This is a genomic window from Streptomyces bikiniensis (assembly GCF_000716625.1).
In the GTDB taxonomy this organism is placed as follows: Bacteria; Actinomycetota; Actinomycetes; order Streptomycetales; family Streptomycetaceae; genus Streptomyces; species Streptomyces bikiniensis.
In genome coordinates this window covers 14818-34657 of record NZ_JNXJ01000050.1, presented here as the reverse complement: position 1 = coordinate 34657, position 19840 = coordinate 14818, and the positions used below count along the sequence as shown (strand labels likewise).

17 protein-coding genes are annotated in these 19840 nt (G+C 68.1%); 11 read left to right on the top strand and 6 right to left on the bottom strand.

Annotated elements, in window-relative coordinates; genetic code table 11:
- Nucleotides 1-58 precede the first annotated feature (58 nt).
- From OO47_RS35615 to OO47_RS28895, 5 genes are all read left to right on the top strand, one after another.
- On the top strand, nucleotides 59-265 hold the full coding sequence (locus OO47_RS35615; RefSeq protein ID WP_078490010.1) for a hypothetical protein: 207 nt from the start codon (nucleotides 59-61) through the stop codon (nucleotides 263-265).
- Nucleotides 249-773, top strand: coding sequence for a DUF6879 family protein (locus OO47_RS28910; RefSeq protein ID WP_030217301.1), 525 nt, complete (start codon nucleotides 249-251; stop codon nucleotides 771-773). Before OO47_RS35615 ends, OO47_RS28910 begins: the two co-directional genes overlap by 17 nt.
- On the top strand, nucleotides 763-1605 hold the full coding sequence (locus tag OO47_RS28905) for a helix-turn-helix domain-containing protein (RefSeq protein WP_030217297.1): 843 nt from the start codon (nucleotides 763-765) through the stop codon (nucleotides 1603-1605). The genes OO47_RS28910 and OO47_RS28905 overlap by 11 nt, the downstream gene beginning before the upstream one ends.
- Nucleotides 1606-2508: 903 nt before the next feature.
- The gene (locus tag OO47_RS28900; protein ID WP_030217294.1) at nucleotides 2509-2706 is read left to right on the top strand and encodes a hypothetical protein; all 198 of its coding nucleotides are present in this window, start codon (nucleotides 2509-2511) and stop codon (nucleotides 2704-2706) included.
- Between the two features lie 286 nt (nucleotides 2707-2992).
- The gene (locus OO47_RS28895; RefSeq protein WP_030217292.1) at nucleotides 2993-3199 is read left to right on the top strand and encodes a DUF397 domain-containing protein; all 207 of its coding nucleotides are present in this window, start codon (nucleotides 2993-2995) and stop codon (nucleotides 3197-3199) included.
- Between the two features lie 319 nt (nucleotides 3200-3518).
- Here OO47_RS28895 and OO47_RS28890 read toward each other — a convergent pair whose 3' ends face one another.
- The 4 genes from OO47_RS28890 to OO47_RS34215 all read right to left on the bottom strand — a co-directional run bounded on the left by OO47_RS28890 (nucleotide 3519) and on the right by OO47_RS34215 (nucleotide 8893).
- The gene (locus OO47_RS28890; protein WP_030217291.1) at nucleotides 3519-4610 is read right to left on the bottom strand and encodes a phage major capsid protein; all 1092 of its coding nucleotides are present in this window, start codon (nucleotides 4608-4610) and stop codon (nucleotides 3519-3521) included.
- Nucleotides 4611-4628: 18 nt separating this feature from the next.
- On the bottom strand, nucleotides 4629-5435 hold the full coding sequence (locus OO47_RS28885) for an IS5/IS1182 family transposase (protein ID WP_051716170.1): 807 nt from the start codon (nucleotides 5433-5435) through the stop codon (nucleotides 4629-4631).
- A gap of 1284 nt (nucleotides 5436-6719) precedes the next feature.
- Nucleotides 6720-7001 carry a hypothetical protein gene (locus tag OO47_RS37435; protein WP_063831945.1) on the bottom strand — a complete coding sequence of 94 codons (282 nt, stop codon included), beginning with the start codon at nucleotides 6999-7001 and terminating at the stop codon, nucleotides 6720-6722.
- A gap of 323 nt (nucleotides 7002-7324) precedes the next feature.
- Nucleotides 7325-8893 (bottom strand): recombinase family protein, encoded by a 1569-nt coding sequence (locus OO47_RS34215; protein ID WP_158708714.1) that lies wholly within the window; start codon nucleotides 8891-8893, stop codon nucleotides 7325-7327.
- A gap of 284 nt (nucleotides 8894-9177) precedes the next feature.
- On the opposite strand from OO47_RS34215, the gene OO47_RS28870 reads away from it, so the two are divergent.
- Nucleotides 9178-9828 carry an HAD family acid phosphatase gene (locus OO47_RS28870; protein ID WP_030217281.1) on the top strand — a complete coding sequence of 217 codons (651 nt, stop codon included), beginning with the start codon at nucleotides 9178-9180 and terminating at the stop codon, nucleotides 9826-9828.
- A 47-nt stretch (nucleotides 9829-9875) separates the two neighbouring features.
- Nucleotides 9876-10547 carry a lipoprotein gene (locus OO47_RS28865; protein WP_030217278.1) on the top strand — a complete coding sequence of 224 codons (672 nt, stop codon included), beginning with the start codon at nucleotides 9876-9878 and terminating at the stop codon, nucleotides 10545-10547.
- A 101-nt stretch (nucleotides 10548-10648) separates the two neighbouring features.
- Here the strand turns inward: OO47_RS28865 and OO47_RS28860 are convergent, their stop codons facing one another.
- Nucleotides 10649-12199, bottom strand: a complete 1551-nt coding sequence (locus OO47_RS28860) for a ricin-type beta-trefoil lectin domain protein (RefSeq protein ID WP_030217275.1) — start codon at nucleotides 12197-12199, stop codon at nucleotides 10649-10651.
- Between the two features lie 106 nt (nucleotides 12200-12305).
- Between OO47_RS28860 and OO47_RS28855 the strand changes: the two genes are divergently transcribed.
- The 3 genes from OO47_RS28855 (at nucleotide 12306) to OO47_RS28845 (ending at nucleotide 16717) form a co-directional block, all read left to right on the top strand.
- A complete protein-coding gene (locus OO47_RS28855; protein WP_030217273.1) occupies nucleotides 12306-13715 on the top strand; it encodes a class II fumarate hydratase in 1410 nt (469 codons plus the stop codon).
- Between the two features lie 66 nt (nucleotides 13716-13781).
- Nucleotides 13782-14447: a cytidylyl-2-hydroxypropylphosphonate hydrolase gene (gene fomD, locus OO47_RS28850; protein ID WP_030217271.1), complete on the top strand. Its 666-nt coding sequence runs from the start codon at nucleotides 13782-13784 to the stop codon at nucleotides 14445-14447.
- A gap of 311 nt (nucleotides 14448-14758) precedes the next feature.
- On the top strand, nucleotides 14759-16717 hold the full coding sequence (locus tag OO47_RS28845) for an ATP-binding SpoIIE family protein phosphatase (RefSeq protein WP_030217270.1): 1959 nt from the start codon (nucleotides 14759-14761) through the stop codon (nucleotides 16715-16717).
- A gap of 73 nt (nucleotides 16718-16790) precedes the next feature.
- Here the strand turns inward: OO47_RS28845 and OO47_RS28840 are convergent, their stop codons facing one another.
- On the bottom strand, nucleotides 16791-19019 hold the full coding sequence (locus OO47_RS28840) for a transglycosylase domain-containing protein (RefSeq protein WP_030217268.1): 2229 nt from the start codon (nucleotides 19017-19019) through the stop codon (nucleotides 16791-16793).
- Between the two features lie 270 nt (nucleotides 19020-19289).
- Between OO47_RS28840 and OO47_RS28835 the strand changes: the two genes are divergently transcribed.
- Nucleotides 19290-19814 (top strand): PadR family transcriptional regulator, encoded by a 525-nt coding sequence (locus OO47_RS28835; RefSeq protein WP_030217266.1) that lies wholly within the window; start codon nucleotides 19290-19292, stop codon nucleotides 19812-19814.
- The last annotated feature ends 26 nt before the right edge of the window (nucleotides 19815-19840 follow it).

Below are 19840 nucleotides of genomic sequence, written 5' to 3'. Positions count from 1 at the left end.
CGTCCGTACCGTCATCCCCGAGGGCCCCAACAGGGGCCAGGCACAAGGGGGTTTCAGCATGGCGCGCGAGGAACTGACCCGGCTCACCGGCAACGGAAACGGCAACTGCGGGAAGGATGACTGCCCGAACGTCTACCGGACCGAATCCGGTTCGTTCGTCGTCCAGGGCGACGTATCCAATGCCTTCACGCCGCCGGACGGCGAAGGGCTTGTTGAGATCCCCGAGCACATTCTGAGGGAGGCCGTTCGTGCTCTTGGCTGGTGAATCATGGGCAGCCCGATTCGAGGGCTTTCAGCGGGAAGCGTGGCGCCTCGAAACCCTCCCCCAATACCTCATGCCGCAAGAGGTCGAGGAAATCGAAGCGTGGCGCAACGGCGCCCGTGTGGACCCTCACACGGTGTCGAACGAATACACCGAGAGGCTTCGCCGGCAGGCGGCCGAGGGGCGGGTGCAGGGCCGCGTACACATCGTCACGCGGCCACTCTCCGAGTATCTGCGATTCGAGTTCCACCAGTACTACGCGGCACATTCGCTGGCTGGGGAACGCATCCGAATCCTTGACGTGACCGAGCGCACGAACCCGCTGGCGGGCGTTCAAGACTTCTGGATGTTCGACCGCACCGAGGTGGTTCTCATGAACTACCAGACGGATGGGCGACAGATCAGCCGCGAGGTATACGAGGGGGACATCTACCCGTTCATCGAGTACCAGCGGATCGCCGTAGAGGAATCGGTACCCTTCGAGGAGTACGTGAAGGGCCTTGACGTTTGAGCCCGAGAGACTAGGTCAGTCCCGATCAGACCTAGCAGAAGCACTACGCAGCGCGCGGAAGCGGGCCGGGAAGACACAAACCTGGCTCGCCCACCGCTGCAACATGTCACAAACCAAGGTCAGCAACATCGAAAGCGGCAAGCTCACTCCTGCCATGGTCGATATAGAGCTGATCCTGGAGGCCCTTGAAGCAACAGGTTCTGAGGCCGAAAAGCTCCTTTCACTGGCCCGTACGGCAAATACCGAGTGGCAGGACCATTGGTCCTCCCGCCGCAAGGGCTTGGACAAGAAGCAGAATGAGCTAGCGAGACTTGAAGCTGCCTCGACCGAGTTTCGGTTCTTCCTGCTCTCCATGATTACCGGACTCTTGGCCACACCCGAATACGTGCGCGCCAGTATTGCCGACGTTCCCGGGGATCAGTCGAAGACTATTGCGAGAAAGCTAGAGCGCCAACAGGTTCTCTACAACTCTACAAAGTCGTTCACGTTCATCCTTACCGAGCAAGCGGCTAGGTGGCCACTGCTCCCACCCATGGCTATGGCCATGCAGATGGACCGACTGATCTCCGTCTCTCGACTCCCGAATGTCCGACTCGGCGTGATCCCCTTGGATGGCCACATACCAGAGCGACCGCTCAATACGTTCACTGTCTATGACAGACGACTCGCCACGGTGGAAACGGGAACGGGCGCGTTGATCCTGCGGGATCACCGTGACGTGACTGCGTATCGGGATGACTTCAGCCGGTACGAGGAATACGCACTCTTCGGAGAAGATTGCAGGGCCCTTCTCGCCGAGTGGTCGGCCGCGTTTACCCGACCACGCCAATAATCCTCGCGCTCTCCCGCCGCCCTTCGGCACCCTGACACGACAGTCATGGAGTCGAGGGGCGATCGATGCTTGAACACAAGCCGCACGCTGAATCAGGAAACGGACTGGCCACCCTCAGCGGATTGGAGCCGGTTGCAGTCGAGGGGTGCATGACGTGTGCCGCTCTTGCGCGCTCCCGTGAACTCGCCCGGGAAGCGCGCGTGTCCCAGGCCGTGGCAGGCGCGAACCGCGAGATCGGCAATCACCCTCACCAGTCCGTGAAGCCGGGAAGCGCGCTCCCCCTCGCCACCGTGTGGGGGGTGATCCGGTGAGTCAGCAGACGTTCCCGGAACCGCCGATCGATCTGCCCATAGACGGATGGCTGTACGAAGCGCACCCCGTTTCGGGGTGCCGTGAATGCGCCGCCGCCATGCGGGAGTTGAGCCAGGCGAAGCAGGCCGGCGACGCCTCACGGCGCTTTGAAGCGTCCCGCCGCGTCCGCTCCCACCCCCACCGGGGGGAGAAGTGAAAAGGGCCCCTCAGAGTCCGAAGAAGAGGGCCGGACGGACCGGTTACACCCATGACGGGCCGCCGACGATGATCGAGTTTCTGAACTCGATCTCAACCGTTTGCGGAGTGTGCTTCGGACAGCGTCAGATCTATTGCCCGGACTGCTGCGGCTTTCGAGGCTGTACCGAGTGCCGATTCACGTACATGGTTCCGTGCCCGGAGTGCGCGGGCGGAGACAAGGAACCCATCCAATGGTGACCTTAAGCAAACAAGGAAGACTCGAACCTTCTGGTCTCTCGGGACCTTCGTCTTCATCGTCCTTGCCGTCTGGGCCCTGGCGGTCGCCCTCGGCATTTCGGGGTTGGTCGAGTGACCTACCGATGCACGGAGACCACAGAGCCGACACAGGCGGTTATGTTCCTCGCCCTGGCCGTCCGGAACTATTACCCGGGCACCACCTGGGCAGCCAACGGCGGCTTTCAGTGCCTGGTCGAGGACGTCGAACACGCCTTTCATGCGGCGTTCCTGCGGTCCGGCTCCGGCGCGAACACGGACGTGTTCCTGTGCTGGGACTCCCAGGGCAGTGGCTCATGGATGTCGAATGCTGCCTGAAGACCAGGACGCCCAAGGGGTCGTCCTGCACGATCTATCGGGACCATCCGGGCCGGTGTGAGTGGGCCTACGTTGACCCCCGCAAGATCGCGGAACAGGCGATGGCCGACCAGTGGCTACGCGACCTTTACGGCCGCCACGGCGCCCCGATGCCCGAGGGGCCTTGAGACTCCCGTCCCCTGCCTGAACTCTCCTCGCGCCGATGGGGAGTTCGTCGGTGAGGCAGGGGGCGGGGCACCACCGGTGCGGGGACCGTATCCCCGATCTTCGAGAAGGGAAGTACACCGTGAGCCTCCCCGAATTCGAGTTCGTCAAGACGGCCGCGTGCCGTGACGCCCGCGTGAACAACTGCCCCGAGGTGGCCGTGAACGTGCCGGGGATCGTCGCCTTGCGCGACAGCAACCGCCCCGAGACCATCGTCACCATGACCGCCGCCGACTGGTTGGCGCTCACGGCGGCCGTGAAGGCCGGAGAGTACGACCTGAGCGTCTGAGAGAAGGTCCCGTGCCAAGTTGCCCCAGGTGCGCCGCCCAGTGCCTCACAGACCCGGAAAGCGGGTTGCCCTGGTGCCCGCGCTGCGGGACACACTCCGGCCTCACCGAGCCGAACTGTCGGGGCCTGTGGTGGTGGCGTGACGCGGCGACCAGGACGCCGCACAGGCCGCGCCAGCACTGAGCGCGGGACCTCCCCAATCGGCCCCGTCCGTCTGTCGTTCCCCCGTGGCAGATGGGCGGGGCTTCTTCGCGTCCTACCCGGAAATACGAAAAGGCCCCCGCATCCCTTTCGGGAGCGGGGGCATAAGCGCAGCCGGCCTAGCTGGACGCAGCGCGAATCACCTGCACGGAAGAAGGCTCAGCAATGGCCACACCGGCCATTCGAATGGTCAAGCAAAACCCGACTTGGTCGCTCTCGAAGCGAGCATCCTCGCTGATTCGAATAGTGGGGTTTCGGCGCACACCGACCATGACGCGTGAACCGTCGGCAACGATCGCAGTATTCGGCGGGAGGAATGCACTCGGCAGGATAGGCAGACCCCAAGCCGTCGAGGCGGCGGAATCCGTAGGCGCTCCACCCTGGTAGGTGCCGGACCCGGAACTCTTCTCCTTGCGAAGCGAGGCAGCGGCATCCACCGAAGCCCACACCACGGACGGGGTGCCGTTGATCGACTCGATCCGGGCAACGGCGTCCGCGATCGAGTCATACGTAATGGAAGTCTGTCCGGCGCCAAGAGTCGTCGAAACACCCTGAGAGAGAATGCCCTTGATCGGGTTCGTGCCCGAACCGGTGAAAGCATCCTGATCGAACTTGAGAGAGGCGGACCGAATCAGATTTCGACCCACGGTGTCACGCTGAATGATCGCGCTGTCTTCGAGCAGTTCGGAACTGACCCACTGGATGCGGCCAATCTTCTTAGCCTGCAGCTTGACCTGACCCCACACCATGTCGCCTTCAGGAATGGCCTCACCCTCGGCGGCGTGACCAGCATCCCCAGAATCGATGAGCTGAGGAATGCACAGACTCTCCGAAGTGAAGGGGATGATGTTCTCGGCGGGGAGACCTCGGAGAAGAGCAGACTTAGCGGCCATCTCATCAATGTACCGACCAGCAACCTCAACAGGCACCGTGAAACCACCCTCGGCCGGAACACCTACCGAGAGAGCCCGGTACTCACTCTTAGAGGGAACAAGAGCACCCCATGCATTCCCCTCATCCGGAGCACCCGAGAAGGGCATAAAGAGCCCGCCGCTCCGAGCGGCGAGAGAACGAACCTCGGCCTCACGCTCGCCGCGCTCAAGAGCATCGCGCGCCATGGCTTCCAGATCGCGAGCTTCAATGTCGAGCTTTTCGATGTGCTGCCGCTTCTCGGTCTCACTCATCGCATAGTTACGTTCGACCGAGCGCATCGCTTCAATGAGCCTCTTTCATCCTGAATAGCTGCAGGTCAGCAGGGTGTGGACGGCCTGGACGATGGTGCCGATGCGGCGGGTGGAGCATCTGGCTCGTCGGAGGATCCGCCAGGACTTCAGCTGCGCGAAGGCACGTTCTCCGGGAGCTCTGAGCCGGGCGTGGTCGCGGTTGAACTGCTGGTAGTGCTCAGGTTGTTCGCGGTGGTGGTAGTAGGGGGTGCGGAAGGTGGCGCCGGCGCCCTGGTAGGCGCGGTCGGCGAGGACGAGGATCTGCCGGGTGAGGCAGGCCTGGACGATGCCGTGGGCGCGGGCCGCGGTCAGGTCGTGGGTGCGGCCGGGTGTCGCACGGGAGAACCACAGCGGTGTGCCATCAGGGCGGGCGATGACCTGGACATTCATGCCGTGCTTGCGGTGTTTCATCGAGTAGTACGGCTCGTCCGCACCGATCCGGTCGATGGGGATCAGGGTTCCGTCAACGATGACGTGGTCCCCTTCACCGAGGCCGGTGAGGGCTTCATGGAGGCCGGGCGCCCAGCCGGCCAGGACGCCCAGGGTCTCGTCGACGTAGCGCCAGGCGGTGGCCTGGGATATTCCGAAACCGGCTCCGAGCCGCGAGAACGTCTCGTTCTTCCGCAGGTGGATGAGGGTGAGCAGCGCCTGCTTGAAGCAGCCGAGCTTGCGCCAGCGGGTGTTGCGGGCTTGGCGGTGTTCGTGCAGCAGCCAGGCCACGTGCTCGACGAGCTCGTGCGGGACGTTGAGCGTGGCAGGATACGGAACCAACAGGGCCCCTTCGGTCGCCGGTGTGATGAGTGGAATCACCACGCCAACGACCAGGGGCCCTGCCTCGTCACCACACCCGCCGACCAGCCCATTTCACCCTCCAGCACAGGATGAAAGAGGCTCAATGACCTTAGATCGGTCTTCAAGTGCAGCCTTTGCCTGCTGCTCAAACATGCTGACAGTCATGCATTCCTCATCGTTAGGACCGGAAGCGGTCATGAAAAAACCGCCCAAGCCCGAAGGGCAGGACGGTTGGGAGTTAGGCGGTGTTTGGTTGTTTCTCAGATGGCGCGGTCGAGCCGCTGCCTTTCCATGCTGGCTACGTAACGGTCCTTACGCGCAGCCATGCGCGCTACAGACTTACATCGAGAATCACAGTAGCGTCGAGGGCGTCCCGGGCCATAGCTTACGCTGAATTCCTTTGAACAGGACCAGCATCGAAGCGTGACAGTGTTCTTCATGTTTCCCATTCCCTTCGCTCACTGGAGAGAGGACCGATGTTGCCCTGAAGCGAGAGATGGGCCCCTGTGGCCTTTGGAGTCAAACCACAGGGGCTACCACCCTCAGCAACACCGCCCGTGCCGCTCTCCGATCCCGACCTGAAGGGAACCGAAGCTTTCTTTTCTACACCCTAGATAGACCTGTTAATTGCGCGGTTTATCGGCGTGAAACGGTGAGATGCGCGTCACAATCCGGCATCGGCCTGGGCTGAATAACGGTCCCACGGCTTTGGGCTAACCCCCGCGCGTTCGCGTAGAGGGAAGACGGCGGGTGCGGAGAAGGCGCCCGGAATCCTTTCGGATCCCCCCTCCCCGCTGGTCGGGGCATGCCTTGGCGGATCGAAAGTCTCTGTGCGGCGCCGTGAGCGCCGAACGGGAGATGCGGGGCCCTCGGGGCCCTAGGGGCTGATAGCGGCCCAGAGGGGCCGTGCTGTTGCCTTGGCGGTTCGAAAATCCGGGGTCGGCTGTCGCCGGCCTCGGATATCAGGTAGAGAGGAGAAGGGCCGCCGAAGCGGCCCTAGGCTGCTGTGTTCACTCAAGGCACCCTTACTCGGGTGCCTCCTGTCAGTCGTTCTCTCCTCGGCTCTCAGCCTCGGCCAAGGATGACTAAGAACGCTCCGGCGGTAAGGGCCGGAGCGGGCAAGGCTCTGCTACTGAGATCAATAGCCCTGGCTCGACCGCCAGGGCATGGTGTTGGTACCTCTCTGCCTGGCCTCCCGTTGTTCGGCCAGGGGATGACTAAAAGAGATAGAGAGGCAGCGAAGCTATCCGCAGGTCAGAGAAGGATCGGTAATCCCGCCAGGGGTACGCGGTGCCCCGGGCAGGGTTACGCGGCGGTGCGAAGGGAGTGCACCCGACAGGATGCGGAGCCTGCCCCGTTCTTCTGGAAGTGCTGCGGTGGCAGGACCAGGCAGCGGGCCCCGGAGTCGTCCGCGACCAGCCCCAGGGCCTTGGCAGCCGTGACGCCCTTCTGTACGGCCTGTTTGGTCAGCGGAGCACCCTCGGCGCCCAGGATGGACGCTAGGGCCCCCTCGGCGAACTCAGCGTGCCCGAGGCGGTTTCCCCACCCGAGGGCGGCGAAGTAGACCCGGAGTGCCAGGGGGCGCATCAGAGGGTTGCGGGCTTTCGCCCGGCAGTCGAGTTGAGAGACCGCCCCCCAAGGGGCGTTAGGTCCAAAGCCAATCAATCGATTTCCTTCGTTCGTCACTGGGGAAGCCTGTATAAGCCTGAGTCCCTGACGGTTTCAACATGAGCGTTTAAACGCCATGGCTGAAGCCAGCGTTTGAACGCAAGGTCTACCGGTGATCCCCTGGCGGTTTCAAGGAGACCGTTTAAACGCCACCCGAACGGCATGGCCGGAAGAAACAAAAGAGCCCCACCGCGTGGACACGCGGTGGGGCTCTCATAAGTACGCCCGACGCTACTTTCGAGCTACTTTCGCGCAGAGGCAACCCGAGCGGGGAAGGAGTACTCAGAAACGGGTTCCTTCCAGAGGTACCCTTCCGGGATCTGAAGTCCGGTTTCCTCGGCAATCTCTGCAAGCTCAGGCATCTTGCAGGTGACGCGGCGGCTTTCGTCTTCGGCAATTCCCACAGTCACGGTGATTCCGTGACGCTGCAAGAATACGCGCTTCTGCTCATCATCCTTGGCGGCCCATTCCTCGGTATAGGTTCGCCCCGTCTCCTTCCACGTAGGGGCAGCCTCGGCACTCTTAATCTCGTTCCTCAAGCGCTCCACCTTGACGGACTGGGATTCGTGCTGAGTCCAGTACCGCTCGATCTGAACGTCACTCTTGTACCGTCCAGCCCGGTAATCCGTTTCCAGCCTGTCCAGCGTGGCCTCGGATTCGGAAAGCTCGATCTTGGCTTGACTGATGGAGTTCTTCACCCGCTCCATAACCGGCAGCGGCCCGAGAGTCACGTTGACGAACTGGTCAACGGCCTGGTCGAGGTGTTCTCGACGGATACGACTGGGATAGGGGCAGGTCCCCATATTCACGTTGTTGCAACTGTAGTAATGGTGCACTCGGCCACTGGACTTGATCTTCTTGTTCGAGGACATACGGCCGCCGCAGTTCTTGCAAACCGCTACGCCCCCCAGCATCGACCGGGACGGCGTGGCCCGCCGCACTTGACGGTCACTCTTCAAGGTGGCCACAAGCTCGGACCATTCCGTGAAGTCCATCAGGGGATCATCGGTGATCCGCACGTTCTCGCCGTTCTCGTCGACGACGTTTTCACCCTTGTGCGTGTAGATGCCGGCGACCGTGGGATTCATGATGATGGCCCGAATGGCGTTCGCCGTCCAAGAGATTCCCCTCGGCTCTTCCCCCTTCGTGATCCGAAGATGATCCCGCCACGTCGGAACGCCCCGCTTGTTCAGATCATGCGCGATCTTGTAGGCCGTCCAGTCCCCCCGCAGTCGCGTGGTGATTTCCCGGAACAACTCGGCATAGGTTTCGTCCTGGACGAGCTTCTTGCCGCCGTCCTCCTGCCGGTCGAAGTGATATCCGTACGGCTCCACTCCCCCGATCCACACGCCCTTCGCCTTACGTGCGGCCGACCCGGAGAGCGCACGGGCGCGGATGGTGTCCAACTCGCCTTCCGCGAAAGCGGCGATGATCTGGGCGAACATCTTCCCCATGGGGGTGGACATGTCGATGCCCTCGGTCACGGACACGATGGCTTTGCCGTTCTTCTGGCACCACTCGAAGACCTCGGCGAAGTGCCCCGCCTTCCTGCTGAGGCGGTCGAGCTTCCAGACGGCCAATACGTCCCAGTCGTCGGCACGCTCGCTGAACCAGGGACCGAGGCCGGGGCGCTTGAAGGGGTGCATCGCTCCGGACACGTCCAGGTCCTCGGCCCACCCCACTACTCGCCCGTCGACGGCGGGCCCGGTCGCCCAGTGCTCGACGGCGTGACGCTGCTTCTCAGGGCTGGTCGTGTCGTCCTTCAGGATCGACAGTCGGACGGCGCCCAGGACCCTGGGGTTAGAGATCATGCGCAGGATCATATGAGGGTTCACGCTGAATGAACAAGCCGAATGACTTCTTCCAGAACCCGGCCCCGGAGCCGACGTTCACCCACATCCCGGTGCGGGGACGCGGGCGCGTCGCGGTGTCGTCGGGCCGGGGACGCGGGCGCGCCCCGGTGCCGCCGGGTCAGAAAGTCGCTACCGACCGGTAGCCCTCCCGTCGCCCACCCGTCAGTATGGGGCGCGAGCATGACAAGCACTGAGCAGCACCCACCGATCAGTCCGCATTGGTCGACCTCTCGGGAGCCCCCATGCCCTCCACCCCCCTCCGCGGGCGCGCCGCCGCCGGATCCGCCGCCGCGCTCGCGCTCTCCGCGTTCCTCGTCGTCGGGCCCGCGCCCGCCGCGTCCGCCGCCACCGCCTCCGACCCGGACGACCACCTGGTGTCGACCGCCGCCCTCGCCGGCATCGACTACGCCACCTGGCGCCGGGACGTCGCGGCCGTCGTCGCCGAGGCGCGCCCGTACGTCGAGGAGCGCGCGAAGGACGCCGGGCGCGAGAAGCAGGCCCTGGTCCTCGACATCGACAACAGCTCCCTGGAGACGGACTTCCACCCGTTCTGGGAGCTGCCCACGCCGGCCATCGCCGAGGTCCGCGACCTCGTCCGGGACGCCCACGCGCGCGGGGTGGACGTCTTCTTCGTCACCGCACGGCCCGGGATCATCCACTCGCTCACCGACTGGAACCTGAAGAAGGCCGGCTACCCGATCGACGGCCTGTACGTGCGCTCGCTGCCCGACCTGTTCGCCGAGGTCTCCGCGTACAAGACCGAGAAGCGCGCGGAGATCGAGGCCAAGGGCTACACGATCATCGCGAACATCGGGAACAACACCACCGACCTGGTCGGCGGCCACGCCGAGCGCACCTTCAAGCTGCCGGACTACGGCGGCAAGCTCTCCTGAGGATCCCGGGGGCCTCGCGGGGGCCGGGGGCGGCTACCCTGCCGGTCATGAGACTCCCGATACGGCTGCTGGCCCCCGTCCTCCTCGCGGCGGGGCCGCTGCTGACCGGCTGCGGGGGCCCCGAGCCGCTCCCCGAGGTCGCCCCGGCGCCGCGGCCGACGAGCGCGCAGCCGTCGGCCCTCGCGCCGTCGACGGCCCGCCCTTCGAGCGCCGGACCGTCGGGCCCCGCCGTCGCCGCCGCCTCCCTCGGCGGACGGGGGACGGCCTGCCCGCTGCCGGTCTCCTTCTCCCTCCCGAAGGACTGGAAGCCGAACGCGATCGAGAACCCCGAGGACCCGGAGTTCGCGGCACTCACGCGCCAAGGGCCGGCCTTCGCCCGCTGCGAGGTCGATGCCAAGCCCGCCGGCCACGTCGGCTTCCTACGGGTGTGGACGGCGGAGAAGGGGCCCGCGCGGGCGGCGCTCGAAGGGTTCGTGGCGGCGGACGAGAAGGCTTCGGGCGCCTCGTACCGGGAGACGACGGCGGGCGCGCTGCCCGCCGTCGAGGTGACCTACACGGTACGGAGCGAACTCCTCGACGAGGAGAAGGAGGAACGCGCCTTCGCCGTCTCCACACCGAAGGGCGCGGTCGTCGTCCACCTCGGCGGGACGGACACCGCGGAGCACCGCGAGATGCTCCCGGCGTACGAGCTGGCCCGTACGACCCTGAAGGCGCTCTGAGGCACGGCCGCGGCCCCGTCCCTCGCCGGACGGGGCCGCGGCGTTCCCGGCCGGACGCGGGCCGGGGCCTGTCGGCCCGGCCCTGATCCGCCGGACGGGCCCTACGCGAACTTCTGGTTCGCGGAGCCGTCGCAGGCCCGGAGCCTGATCTGCTCCTTCGCCGCGCCCTGGGTGAGGCACATGCCGGTCGCGGCGGCGGGCCGGAGGGTGTCGCCGTTCCGGACGAACTTCTGGTTCGCGCCGCCGTGGCAGTCCCAGAGGACCAGGCCCGTGCCGGCGCGGTACTGGAGGTCGGGCACGTCCAGGCAGCGGTCCTGGGTGAGGCCGGTGTGGACGGTCTGCCGGGCGGAGTCGTACCACCAGGTCTGGTTGCGTCCCTCGTGGCAGTCCCAGCCGAGGACCCGGGTGCCGTTGGCGCTGGTGGCCGCGTCGGCGTCGAGGCAGTCGCCGGTCGCCCCGTTCCTCAGCGGGCGGTAGGCGTCGTCCCAGGCGAGCGGGAAGAGGACGGGCTTCCCGGTCGAGTTCACGTCGGCGCAGCTCGCCTCGCGCAGGCCCGAGGCGTAGAGCTGGGTGAGGCAGGAGGCGAAGGCGGCGTGCCCGCGCGCGTTGGGGTGGAAGGACTGCCGGACCGAGTTCTCGTCCGGGAGGCCGGGCTTGGAGAGGTCGATGTAGAGGCCCCGGGCCCAGGGGTCCTCCGTGCAGACCTCGTGGCCGTGGAAGAGGCGGGAGTTGTCGAGGTAGGTGGCGCCGGTGGAGACGGCGGCCTTCCGCATGCCGCGCTCGAAGGCGGGGACGGCGGTGTTGCGGCCCCAGACGGTGTCGGAGTCGTAGCCCATGCCGCCGCAGACCAGCTTGCCGGGGAAGTTCGGGTTGTCGCGGAAGTCGGGGCCGATCGGGCTCGGGTAGCCCATGAGGACGAGCTTGTAGTCGCCGTCGGCGTATCCGGCGTCGCGCATGACGCCCTTGAGGTCGCGGACGGTCTGCTCGACCTTGGGGACGAGTCCGTCGACGCGGGCCTGCCAGCCGGGGGCGTACTTGGGCTCGCAGGCGCCCTGGCTGAGCAGGTAGCGGGTGACGCAGTCGGTCATGACCGGGCCGAACTGGAGGTCGTCGTTGGCCCCGGCGACGAGCAGGACCATCTTGATGCGGGTGTTGCGGGCCTTGATGGCGAGGCTGTCGCTCTGGACGAGTTCGTCGGCGTACTGCCGGGAGCCGCCGACCTTGATGTTCCCGGTGTGCGCGCCGGAACAGGACACGTTGAACGTGAGGTCCGCGGGGATGCCGGTGCGGTGCACGGCGGCGTCGGGCGAGCGGTGGCACCAGTTGGTGGGGCCGTTGGTGGGGGGTTCGTAGGTGCCGACGCCCTCGCCGGAGATCTCGCTGTCGCCGAGCGAGATCAGGCCGCTCCTGCGCCGGTCGAACGGGCGCTCCTCGGGGCTTCCGTAGATCCTGGTCGCCTCGGCGGCCCGGATGGCCTCCAGGGCGGGGGGCAGGGGTACGGAAGCGGTGGCGGCGGCCGTCGTACCCGTGGCCGTCACTGCCGTGTCGGCCGCACCGGCGGGAGCGGTGGCCGCGATCATCGTTCCGAGGATCGCGGCGGCCGTGGCGACGGCGGCGGCGGACCGGCGGAACCTGTACCTGGTGCGCGTCATTGCGCCTCCTGGAAGTGGGGTTACCCACGGTTTTTACTGGCCGGTACGCGCCTTGGGAATACATCGAACAAGACAAGTGCTCACCTTTTACGGGAGGTTGGAGAAGATGAACGACAGCGAGCGGGCCGGGGACTTCCGGATCGAGCACGACTCCATGGGCGAGGTGCGGGTCCCCGCGCACGCCAAGTGGCGGGCCCAGACCCAGCGGGCCGTGGAGAACTTCCCGGTCTCGGGCCAGCGCCTGGAGCGCGCCCACATCGAGGCCCTGGCCCGGATCAAGGCGGCCGCCGCCAAGGTCAACGCCGGGCTGGGGGTGATCGACGAGGACCGCGCCGAGGCGATCGTCTCGGCGGCGGAGGAGGTCGCGGAGGGGCGCTGGGACGCGCACTTCCCCGTGGACGTCTTCCAGACCGGCTCGGGCACCTCGTCCAACATGAACACCAACGAGGTGATCGCCACCCTCGCCACCGAGCGGCTGCCGGAGGGCCGGGAGGTGCACCCCAACGACCACGTGAACGCCTCGCAGTCGTCCAACGACGTCTTCCCCTCCTCCATCCACATCGCGGCGACCGGCGCCGTCACCCGCGACCTGGTCCCCGCCCTGGAGCACCTGGCCGCCGCCCTGGAGCGAAAATCGGCCGAATTCGCGAAGGTCGTGAAGTCCGGCCGCACGCACCTGATGGACGCCACCCCGGTCACCCTCGGCCAGGAGTTCGGCGGTTACGCGGCCCAGGTGCGGTACGGGATCGAGCGGCTGCGCGCCGCACTCCCCCGGCTCGCCGAACTCCCCCTCGGCGGTACGGCGGTGGGCACCGGGATCAACACCCCGGCCGGGTTCTCGGCGGCCGTCATCGAGGAGGTCGCCCGGACCACCGGACTGCCGCTGACCGAGGCCCGCGACCACTTCGAGGCGCAGGGCGCCCGCGACGGCCTGGTGGAGACGTCCGGGCAGCTCAGGACCATCGCCGTCTCCCTCACCAAGATCGCCAACGATCTGCGCTGGATGGCCAGCGGGCCGCGCACGGGCCTCGCCGAGATCAACCTGCCCGACCTCCAGCCCGGCTCCTCGATCATGCCGGGCAAGGTGAACCCGGTGATCCCCGAGGCGGTCCTGATGGTCGCCGCGCAGGTGACCGGAAACGACACCACGGTGGCGGTGGCGGGCGCGGCCGGGAACTTCGAGCTCAACGTGATGCTGCCGGTGATGGCCAAGAACCTGCTGGAATCCGTACGGCTTCTGGCCAACGCCTCGCGGCTGCTGGCGGACCGCACGGTGGACGGGATCACCGCCAACGCCGAGCGGGCCCGCGAGTACGCCGAGTCCTCGCCGTCCGTGGTCACCCCGCTGAACAGGTACATCGGCTACGAGGAGGCGGCGAAGGTCGCCAAGAAGTCCCTGGCGGAGCGGAAGACCATCCGCGAGGTGGTCCTGGAGTCCGGCTACGTCGAGCGGGGCGACCTCACGGTGGAACAGCTGGACGAGGCCCTGGACGTGCTGCGGATGACGCACCCGTAGGCGGGGCCGTCCGGTTCCGTGACCCGCGTCGCAGCGATGGCGGGAGCGCGCCCCTAAGATCTGCGCATGACAGGATCGGACGCCTCTCAGCACTGGGCGCCGGGGGACCACGTCCTCTGGCGCTACCGCGGCAACGGCACCGGGGCCGTGCACATCTGCCGGCCGGTGACGGTCGTCCAGGACACGCCCGAGCTGCTCGCGGTCTGGATGGCGCCCGGCACCGAGTGCGTCCGGCCCGTGCTCGCCGACGGCACCTCCGTCCACGACGAACCGCTCGCCACCCGCTACACCGCGCCCCGGACCACCGAGCGGGCCCGCTGGGCGGGCAGCGGGGTGCTGAAGCTGGCGCGGCCCGGCGAGCCGTGGTCGGTGTGGCTGTTCTGGGAGCGCGGCTGGCGCTTCCGCAGCTGGTACGTGAACCTGGAGGAGCCGCGGACCCGCTGGTCCGGCGGCGTCGACTCCGAGGACCACTTCCTCGACATCTCCGTCTACCCGGACCGCAGCTGGCTGTGGCGGGACGAGGACGAGTTCGCGCAGGCCCAGCGGTCCGGCCTGATGGGCCCGGAGCAGGCGGCCGGGGTGCGGGAGGCCGGGCGGCGCGCGGTGGAGCGGATCCAGGAGTGGGGGGCGCCGTTCTCGGACGGCTGGGAGCACTGGCGGCCCGATCCGGCCTGGCGGGTCCCGGAACTGCCGGCGGACTGGGATCGCACCCCGGCGCACACCGGTCCGTGAGACCCTTGATGCACCCCCGGGGTTCAAACGTAGGATCGTCCTCCGCACGTCGGAGACGGATCGGACAGCACGTCGGACCTACCGAACAGTACGTCAGCGACCGAACAGCACACTGGACCTGACCGCCAGTCACCCACGAGGGGGAGAGCAGTGCCGGACGTCTGCCCGGGTGTTCCGACCCCCGTCGTCGCCGCGACTCGCGGAGCGTCCGCATCCGCTGCATACGAGGGGTTTATCCCCGCCGAAGGCGCGGCATCGGCGAGAAGAGCGAGTGCATCGCACCACCGGCCCGGACGGACGGAATCCCACGCGTGACGGAGCATCCCACCTCCCACGAAGGCCGGCAGCCCCTGGCTGCCCGGCCGCAGGAACGCGCGCGCCCCCGCCAGGCGGCGGCGGCCGGCCTGCCCGACGTGCCCGCCCAGCCGGGCGGAGCGGCGGTCTCCGGTACGGAGTCCCCGGCGGCTCCCGGCGTGCCCCCGGCGCCCGCCGCGCCCCTCGGGGCCGGCGCCCCGGGCGCCTCCGGCGCCGTGGCCGTCGCCGTCTCCCCGCAGCCGTCCGGCGGCGGGGGCCCCTCGGTGCGGCGGGAGGGCGAGCGGCTGCGGTTCGTCGGGGCGGCGACCCGCCGCATCGCCCGCGGCATCGACCTGGACGAGATCGTGCTCGGCCTGTGCCGGGCGACCGTGCCGACCTTCTCCGACGAGATCCTGGTCTACCTGCGCGATCCGCTGCCGGTGGGCGACGAGCGCCCGGTGGCGCCGTTCGTGCTGCGGCTGCGCCGGACGGACCGGCTGCGGTTAACGGACCCGGAGTCCGAGGAGCTGGTGCTCGTACCGGAGCCTGATCCGACCCCCGCGGCCGAACTCTGCGAGGTGCGGTCCGGAGGAGCGCTGGCCGAGGTGCTGCGCGGGGTGCGGCCGGTCTTCGGCGACTCCGCCGCCGCCCGGGAGGCGCTGACCGAGCTGCTCGGCACCGACCGTCCGCTGCCCGGCGGGCTGCGGGCGATACTGGCTCCGCTGCGCGGCCGGCGCCGGGTGATCGGCGCGGCCGTGTTCCTGCGCCGCCCGGAGCGGGCCGGGTTCGAGCCGAACGACCTGCTCGTGGCGGCGCAGCTGGCCACGCACACGGCGCTCGGCATCGACAAGGCCGTCCTGTACGGCCGGGAGGCGTACATCGCGGACGAGCTCCAGCGGACGATGCTGCCGGACTCGCTGCCGCAGCCGACCGGGGTGCGGCTCGCCTCGCGCTACCTGCCGGCGGCCGAGACGGCCCGGGTGGGCGGCGACTGGTACGACGCGATCCCGCTGCCCGGCAGCCGGGTCGCCCTGGTCGTGGGCGACGTCATGGGCCACTCCATGACCTCGGCGGCGATCATGGGCCAGTTGCGCACCACCGCGCAGACCCTGGCCGGGCTCGACCTGCCGCCGCAGGAGGTCCTGCACCACCTGGACGAGCAGGCGCAGCGGCTCGGCGAGAACCGGATGGCGACCTGCCTGTACGCGGTGTACGACCCGGTCTCGCACCGGATCACGGTGGCGAACGCCGGCCATCCGCCGCCGATACTGCTCCACCTGGGCGGGCGCGCGGAGGTGCTGCGGGTGCCGCCGGGCGCGCCGATCGGGGTGGGCGGGGTGGACTTCGAGGCGGTCGAGCTGGACGCCCCGGCCGGTGCCACGCTGCTGCTGTACACCGACGGTCTGGTGGAGTCGCGGCTGCGGGACGTGTGGACGGGGATCGAGCAGTTGCGGGAGCGCCTGGCGGCGACCGCGCAGCTGACCGGGCCCGACCACTCGCCCCCGCTGGAGGCGCTCTGCGACGACGTCCTGGACATGCTGGGTCCGGGTGACCGGGACGACGACATCGCGCTGCTCGCGGCCCGGTTCGACGGGATCGCGCCGAGCGACGTGGCGTACTGGTTCCTGGATCCGGAGGACGCGGCTCCGGGCCGTGCCCGGCGGCTCGCCCGGCGGGCGCTGGCCCGCTGGGACCTGGAGGAGCTGACGGACTCGGTGGAGCTGCTGATCAGCGAGGTCGTGACGAACGCCGTGCGGTACGCGGAGCGGCCCGTGACGCTGCGGCTGCTCCGTACGGACGTGCTGCGCTGCGAGGTCGGCGACGACTCGCCGCAGCTGCCCCGGCAGCGGCGGGCGCGGGACACGGACGAGGGCGGACGCGGCCTGTTCCTGGTGAACCGGCTGGCCCGGCGCTGGGGGGCGACCCGGCTCTCGGGCGGCAAGGTGGTCTGGTTCGAGCTGGCGACCCGCACCTGAGCGGGGCACGTGCCCGGACGCGCGGAAGGCCGGACCCTCTGAGGGGTCCGGCCTTCCACATGTCTCCGTGCGGCTAGCGCGGTGCCGTCGGGCGGACGGGCCTGCCGGTTCCGTCGCCGCTCGGCTCCGGGTCGGTGCCGCCGCCGTCGGGCGGCTCGATGGAGGGCGGCGGGGACGGCTCGTCGGTCGTCGGCTCCTGGGTGGGCGTCGGCGGGGTGGTGGCCGGGTCGCTCGTCCGGGTCGGCGGGGTGGTGGCGGGCTCGGTCGCCGGCGGGGTCGTGGTGCCCGGCGAGGCCGTGGTCGGCTCGTCCGTGGGCTCCTCGGGGGCCCCGGTGGTGCGGCTGGGGTCCGGCTCGACCGCGTCCGCGCCGTCGGTCTCCAGGTCGAACCGGGCGTCGGAGCCGCCGTTCAGGGCGCGGGTCGTGTAGTCGCCCCAGATCTGGGCGGGGACGCCGCCGCCGTTGGCGCGCCCCTCGTTGATGGTGTTGGTCAGGGTGACCTGGTTGCCCTTGGTGTCCTCGCCGAAGAGGCCGACGGCGGTGACGAGTTCGGGGGTGTAGCCGACGAACCAGGCGGAGCGGTTGTTCTCCGAGGTGCCGGTCTTGCCGGCGGCCGCGTAGTCGCCGGCGGCGCGGGTGCCGGAGCCGCTGCGCACGACGCCGGTCATGGCCTTGGTGACGGTGTCGGCGCTCTCGCGGGAGACGACCTGGCCGCCGATCGCGTTCGCGCCGCGGACCGTGCGGTCCTTGTGCCCGGCGGACTTCACCAGGGTCGGGGTGACCAGCTTGCCGTGGTTGTCGAGGGTGGCGTAGACGCCGGCCATGTCCAGGGTCGAGGCGTTCATGACGCCGAGGGAGATCGCGGGGGCCTCGGGGAAGTCCTCGCCGTCCTTCATGCCGAGGGCGAGGGCGGTCTTCTTCACCTTGGCGGGGCCGACGTCGACGATCATCTGGGCGTAGACCGAGTTGACCGAGCTGTTGGTGGCCTTCTGGACCGTGATGGGACCGTAGTTCCGGTCGTTCTCGTTCTGCGGCTTGAAGGGGATGTCGCTGCCCTCGACGGGGCGCCTGCTGGTGCCGTCGTAGACCGTGCCGAGGCCGATCCGGCGTCCGTCCTGGGTCTCCGAGCGGTTCTCCAGGGCGGAGGCGAGGACGATCGGCTTGAAGGTGGAGGCGGGCTGGTAGTCGCGGCGGGTCGCGTTGGAGATCCAGTGCTCGGTGGCGCCGACGCCGCCGTACATGGCGACGACCGCGCCCGTCTTCGGGTCGACGGAGGTGGCGCCGGCCTGGACGACGGCGTGCTTCTCGTTGCCCTTGCGGTCGAGCTTGGCCTCCAGCTTCCTGTCGACGGCCTTGACGAGGGCCTTCTGCTTCTTCTCGTCGATGTTGAGGGTGACCGTCCAGCCGCCGGCCTTGATGTCCTCCTCGCTGACGCCCCGGCGCATCAGCTCCTGGTTGGCGGCCTCGACGAGGTAGCCGGTCTGGCCCTCCATGCCGGGGAGCGGCTTGGGCTTCTGCGGCACGGGGAACTTCATGCCGGCGCGCTCGGACGGCTGCAGCCAGCCCTCCTCGACCATGTTGTCGAGGACGTAGTTCCAGCGCTGCTCGACGAGCTTGCGGCCGGTGTCGTTCGCGGAGGTCCAGTCGTACTGGTTGGGGGCCTGGAGCAGGGCGGCGAGGTAGGCGCCCTGGGCGGTGGTGAGCCGGGAGGCGTCGACGCCGTAGTACGAGCGGGCGGCGGCCTGGACGCCGTAGGCGCTGCGCCCGTAGTAGCTGGTGTTCATGTACCCGGCGAGGATCTCGTTCTTGCTCATGTTCTGGTCGACCTTGAGGGCGATGACCATTTCCTTGAGCTTGCGGGTCGCCGTCTGGTCCTGGCTCAGGTAGTAGTTCTTGACGTACTGCTGGGTGATGGTCGAGCCGCCCTGCTTGCCCTTGCCGGTGACGGTGGACCAGGCGGCGCGGGTGGTGCCCTTGATGTCGACGCCGTTGTCCTTGTAGAAGGTCTTGTTCTCGGCGGCGACGAACGCCTTCTGGACCTGCTCGGGGATCTTGTCGAGGCCGACGATCTCGCGGTTGATCTCGCCGGTGCGGGCGAGGATCTTGCCGTTGGCGTACTTGTAGATGTTGCTCTGCATCGTCGCCTCGGCGTTGGCCGTCGGCACCGGGACCATGAGGTAGACGACGTACAGGGCGCCCATGCCGAGCAGGCAGCACACGAAGAAGGTGCCCAGGAGCTTCTTCCAGGAGAAGAGGCGGCGTATGCCGCTCTTCCTCGCCTTGCCCGTGTCAGGTCCGCCCATGTGTCCCGTCGCTCCGCTCGTCGTGTGTCCCGGCCCCCGGCGCTCCGGCGCGTGCCGTGCGTGCCGGATCAGCTCAGCAAGCTAACACCGACAGGACGGACATAGGAGACCGATCACGTCTTTTCAGGACGTGAGAATCAGCACCCACGCCCAGAGGAACCGACGCCCGTACGCGGCGAACGGTTGCGCGAAGGGATCATTCCGCTTGTCGGCGACCGCCCGGCCGATCGCTATACATCGCAGGTATACACACCATGTACAGTGACCGGCATGTCCATCGGTCACACCCTTCTCGGGCTCCTGGAGTCCGGTCCGCGCCACGGCTACGACCTCAAGCGCGCCTTCGACGACAGATTCGGCCACGACCGGCCGCTCCACTACGGCCAGGTCTACTCGACCATGTCCCGGCTCCTGAGGAACGGCCTCGTGGTCGTCGACGGCGTCGAGGCGGGCGGCGGCCCCGAGCGGAAGCGGTACGCCATCACCGAGGCCGGCATCACCGATGTCGCCCAGTGGCTCGCCACCCCCGAGAAGCCGGAGCCGTACCTCCAGTCCACCCTCTACACCAAGGTCGTCCTCGCGCTCCTGACCGGACGCGGGGCCGACGGCATCCTCGACGCCCAGCGCTCCGAGCACCTGCGCCTGATGCGCGAGCTCACCCGGCGCAAGAAGGACGGCGACCTCGCCGACCAGCTCATCTGCGACCACGCCCTCTTCCACCTGGAGGCGGACCTGCGCTGGCTGGAACTGACCGCCGCCCGGCTCGACCGGCTCGCCGAGGAGGTCCGCCGGTGACCGCGCGCACCCCGGGGCACCCGGAA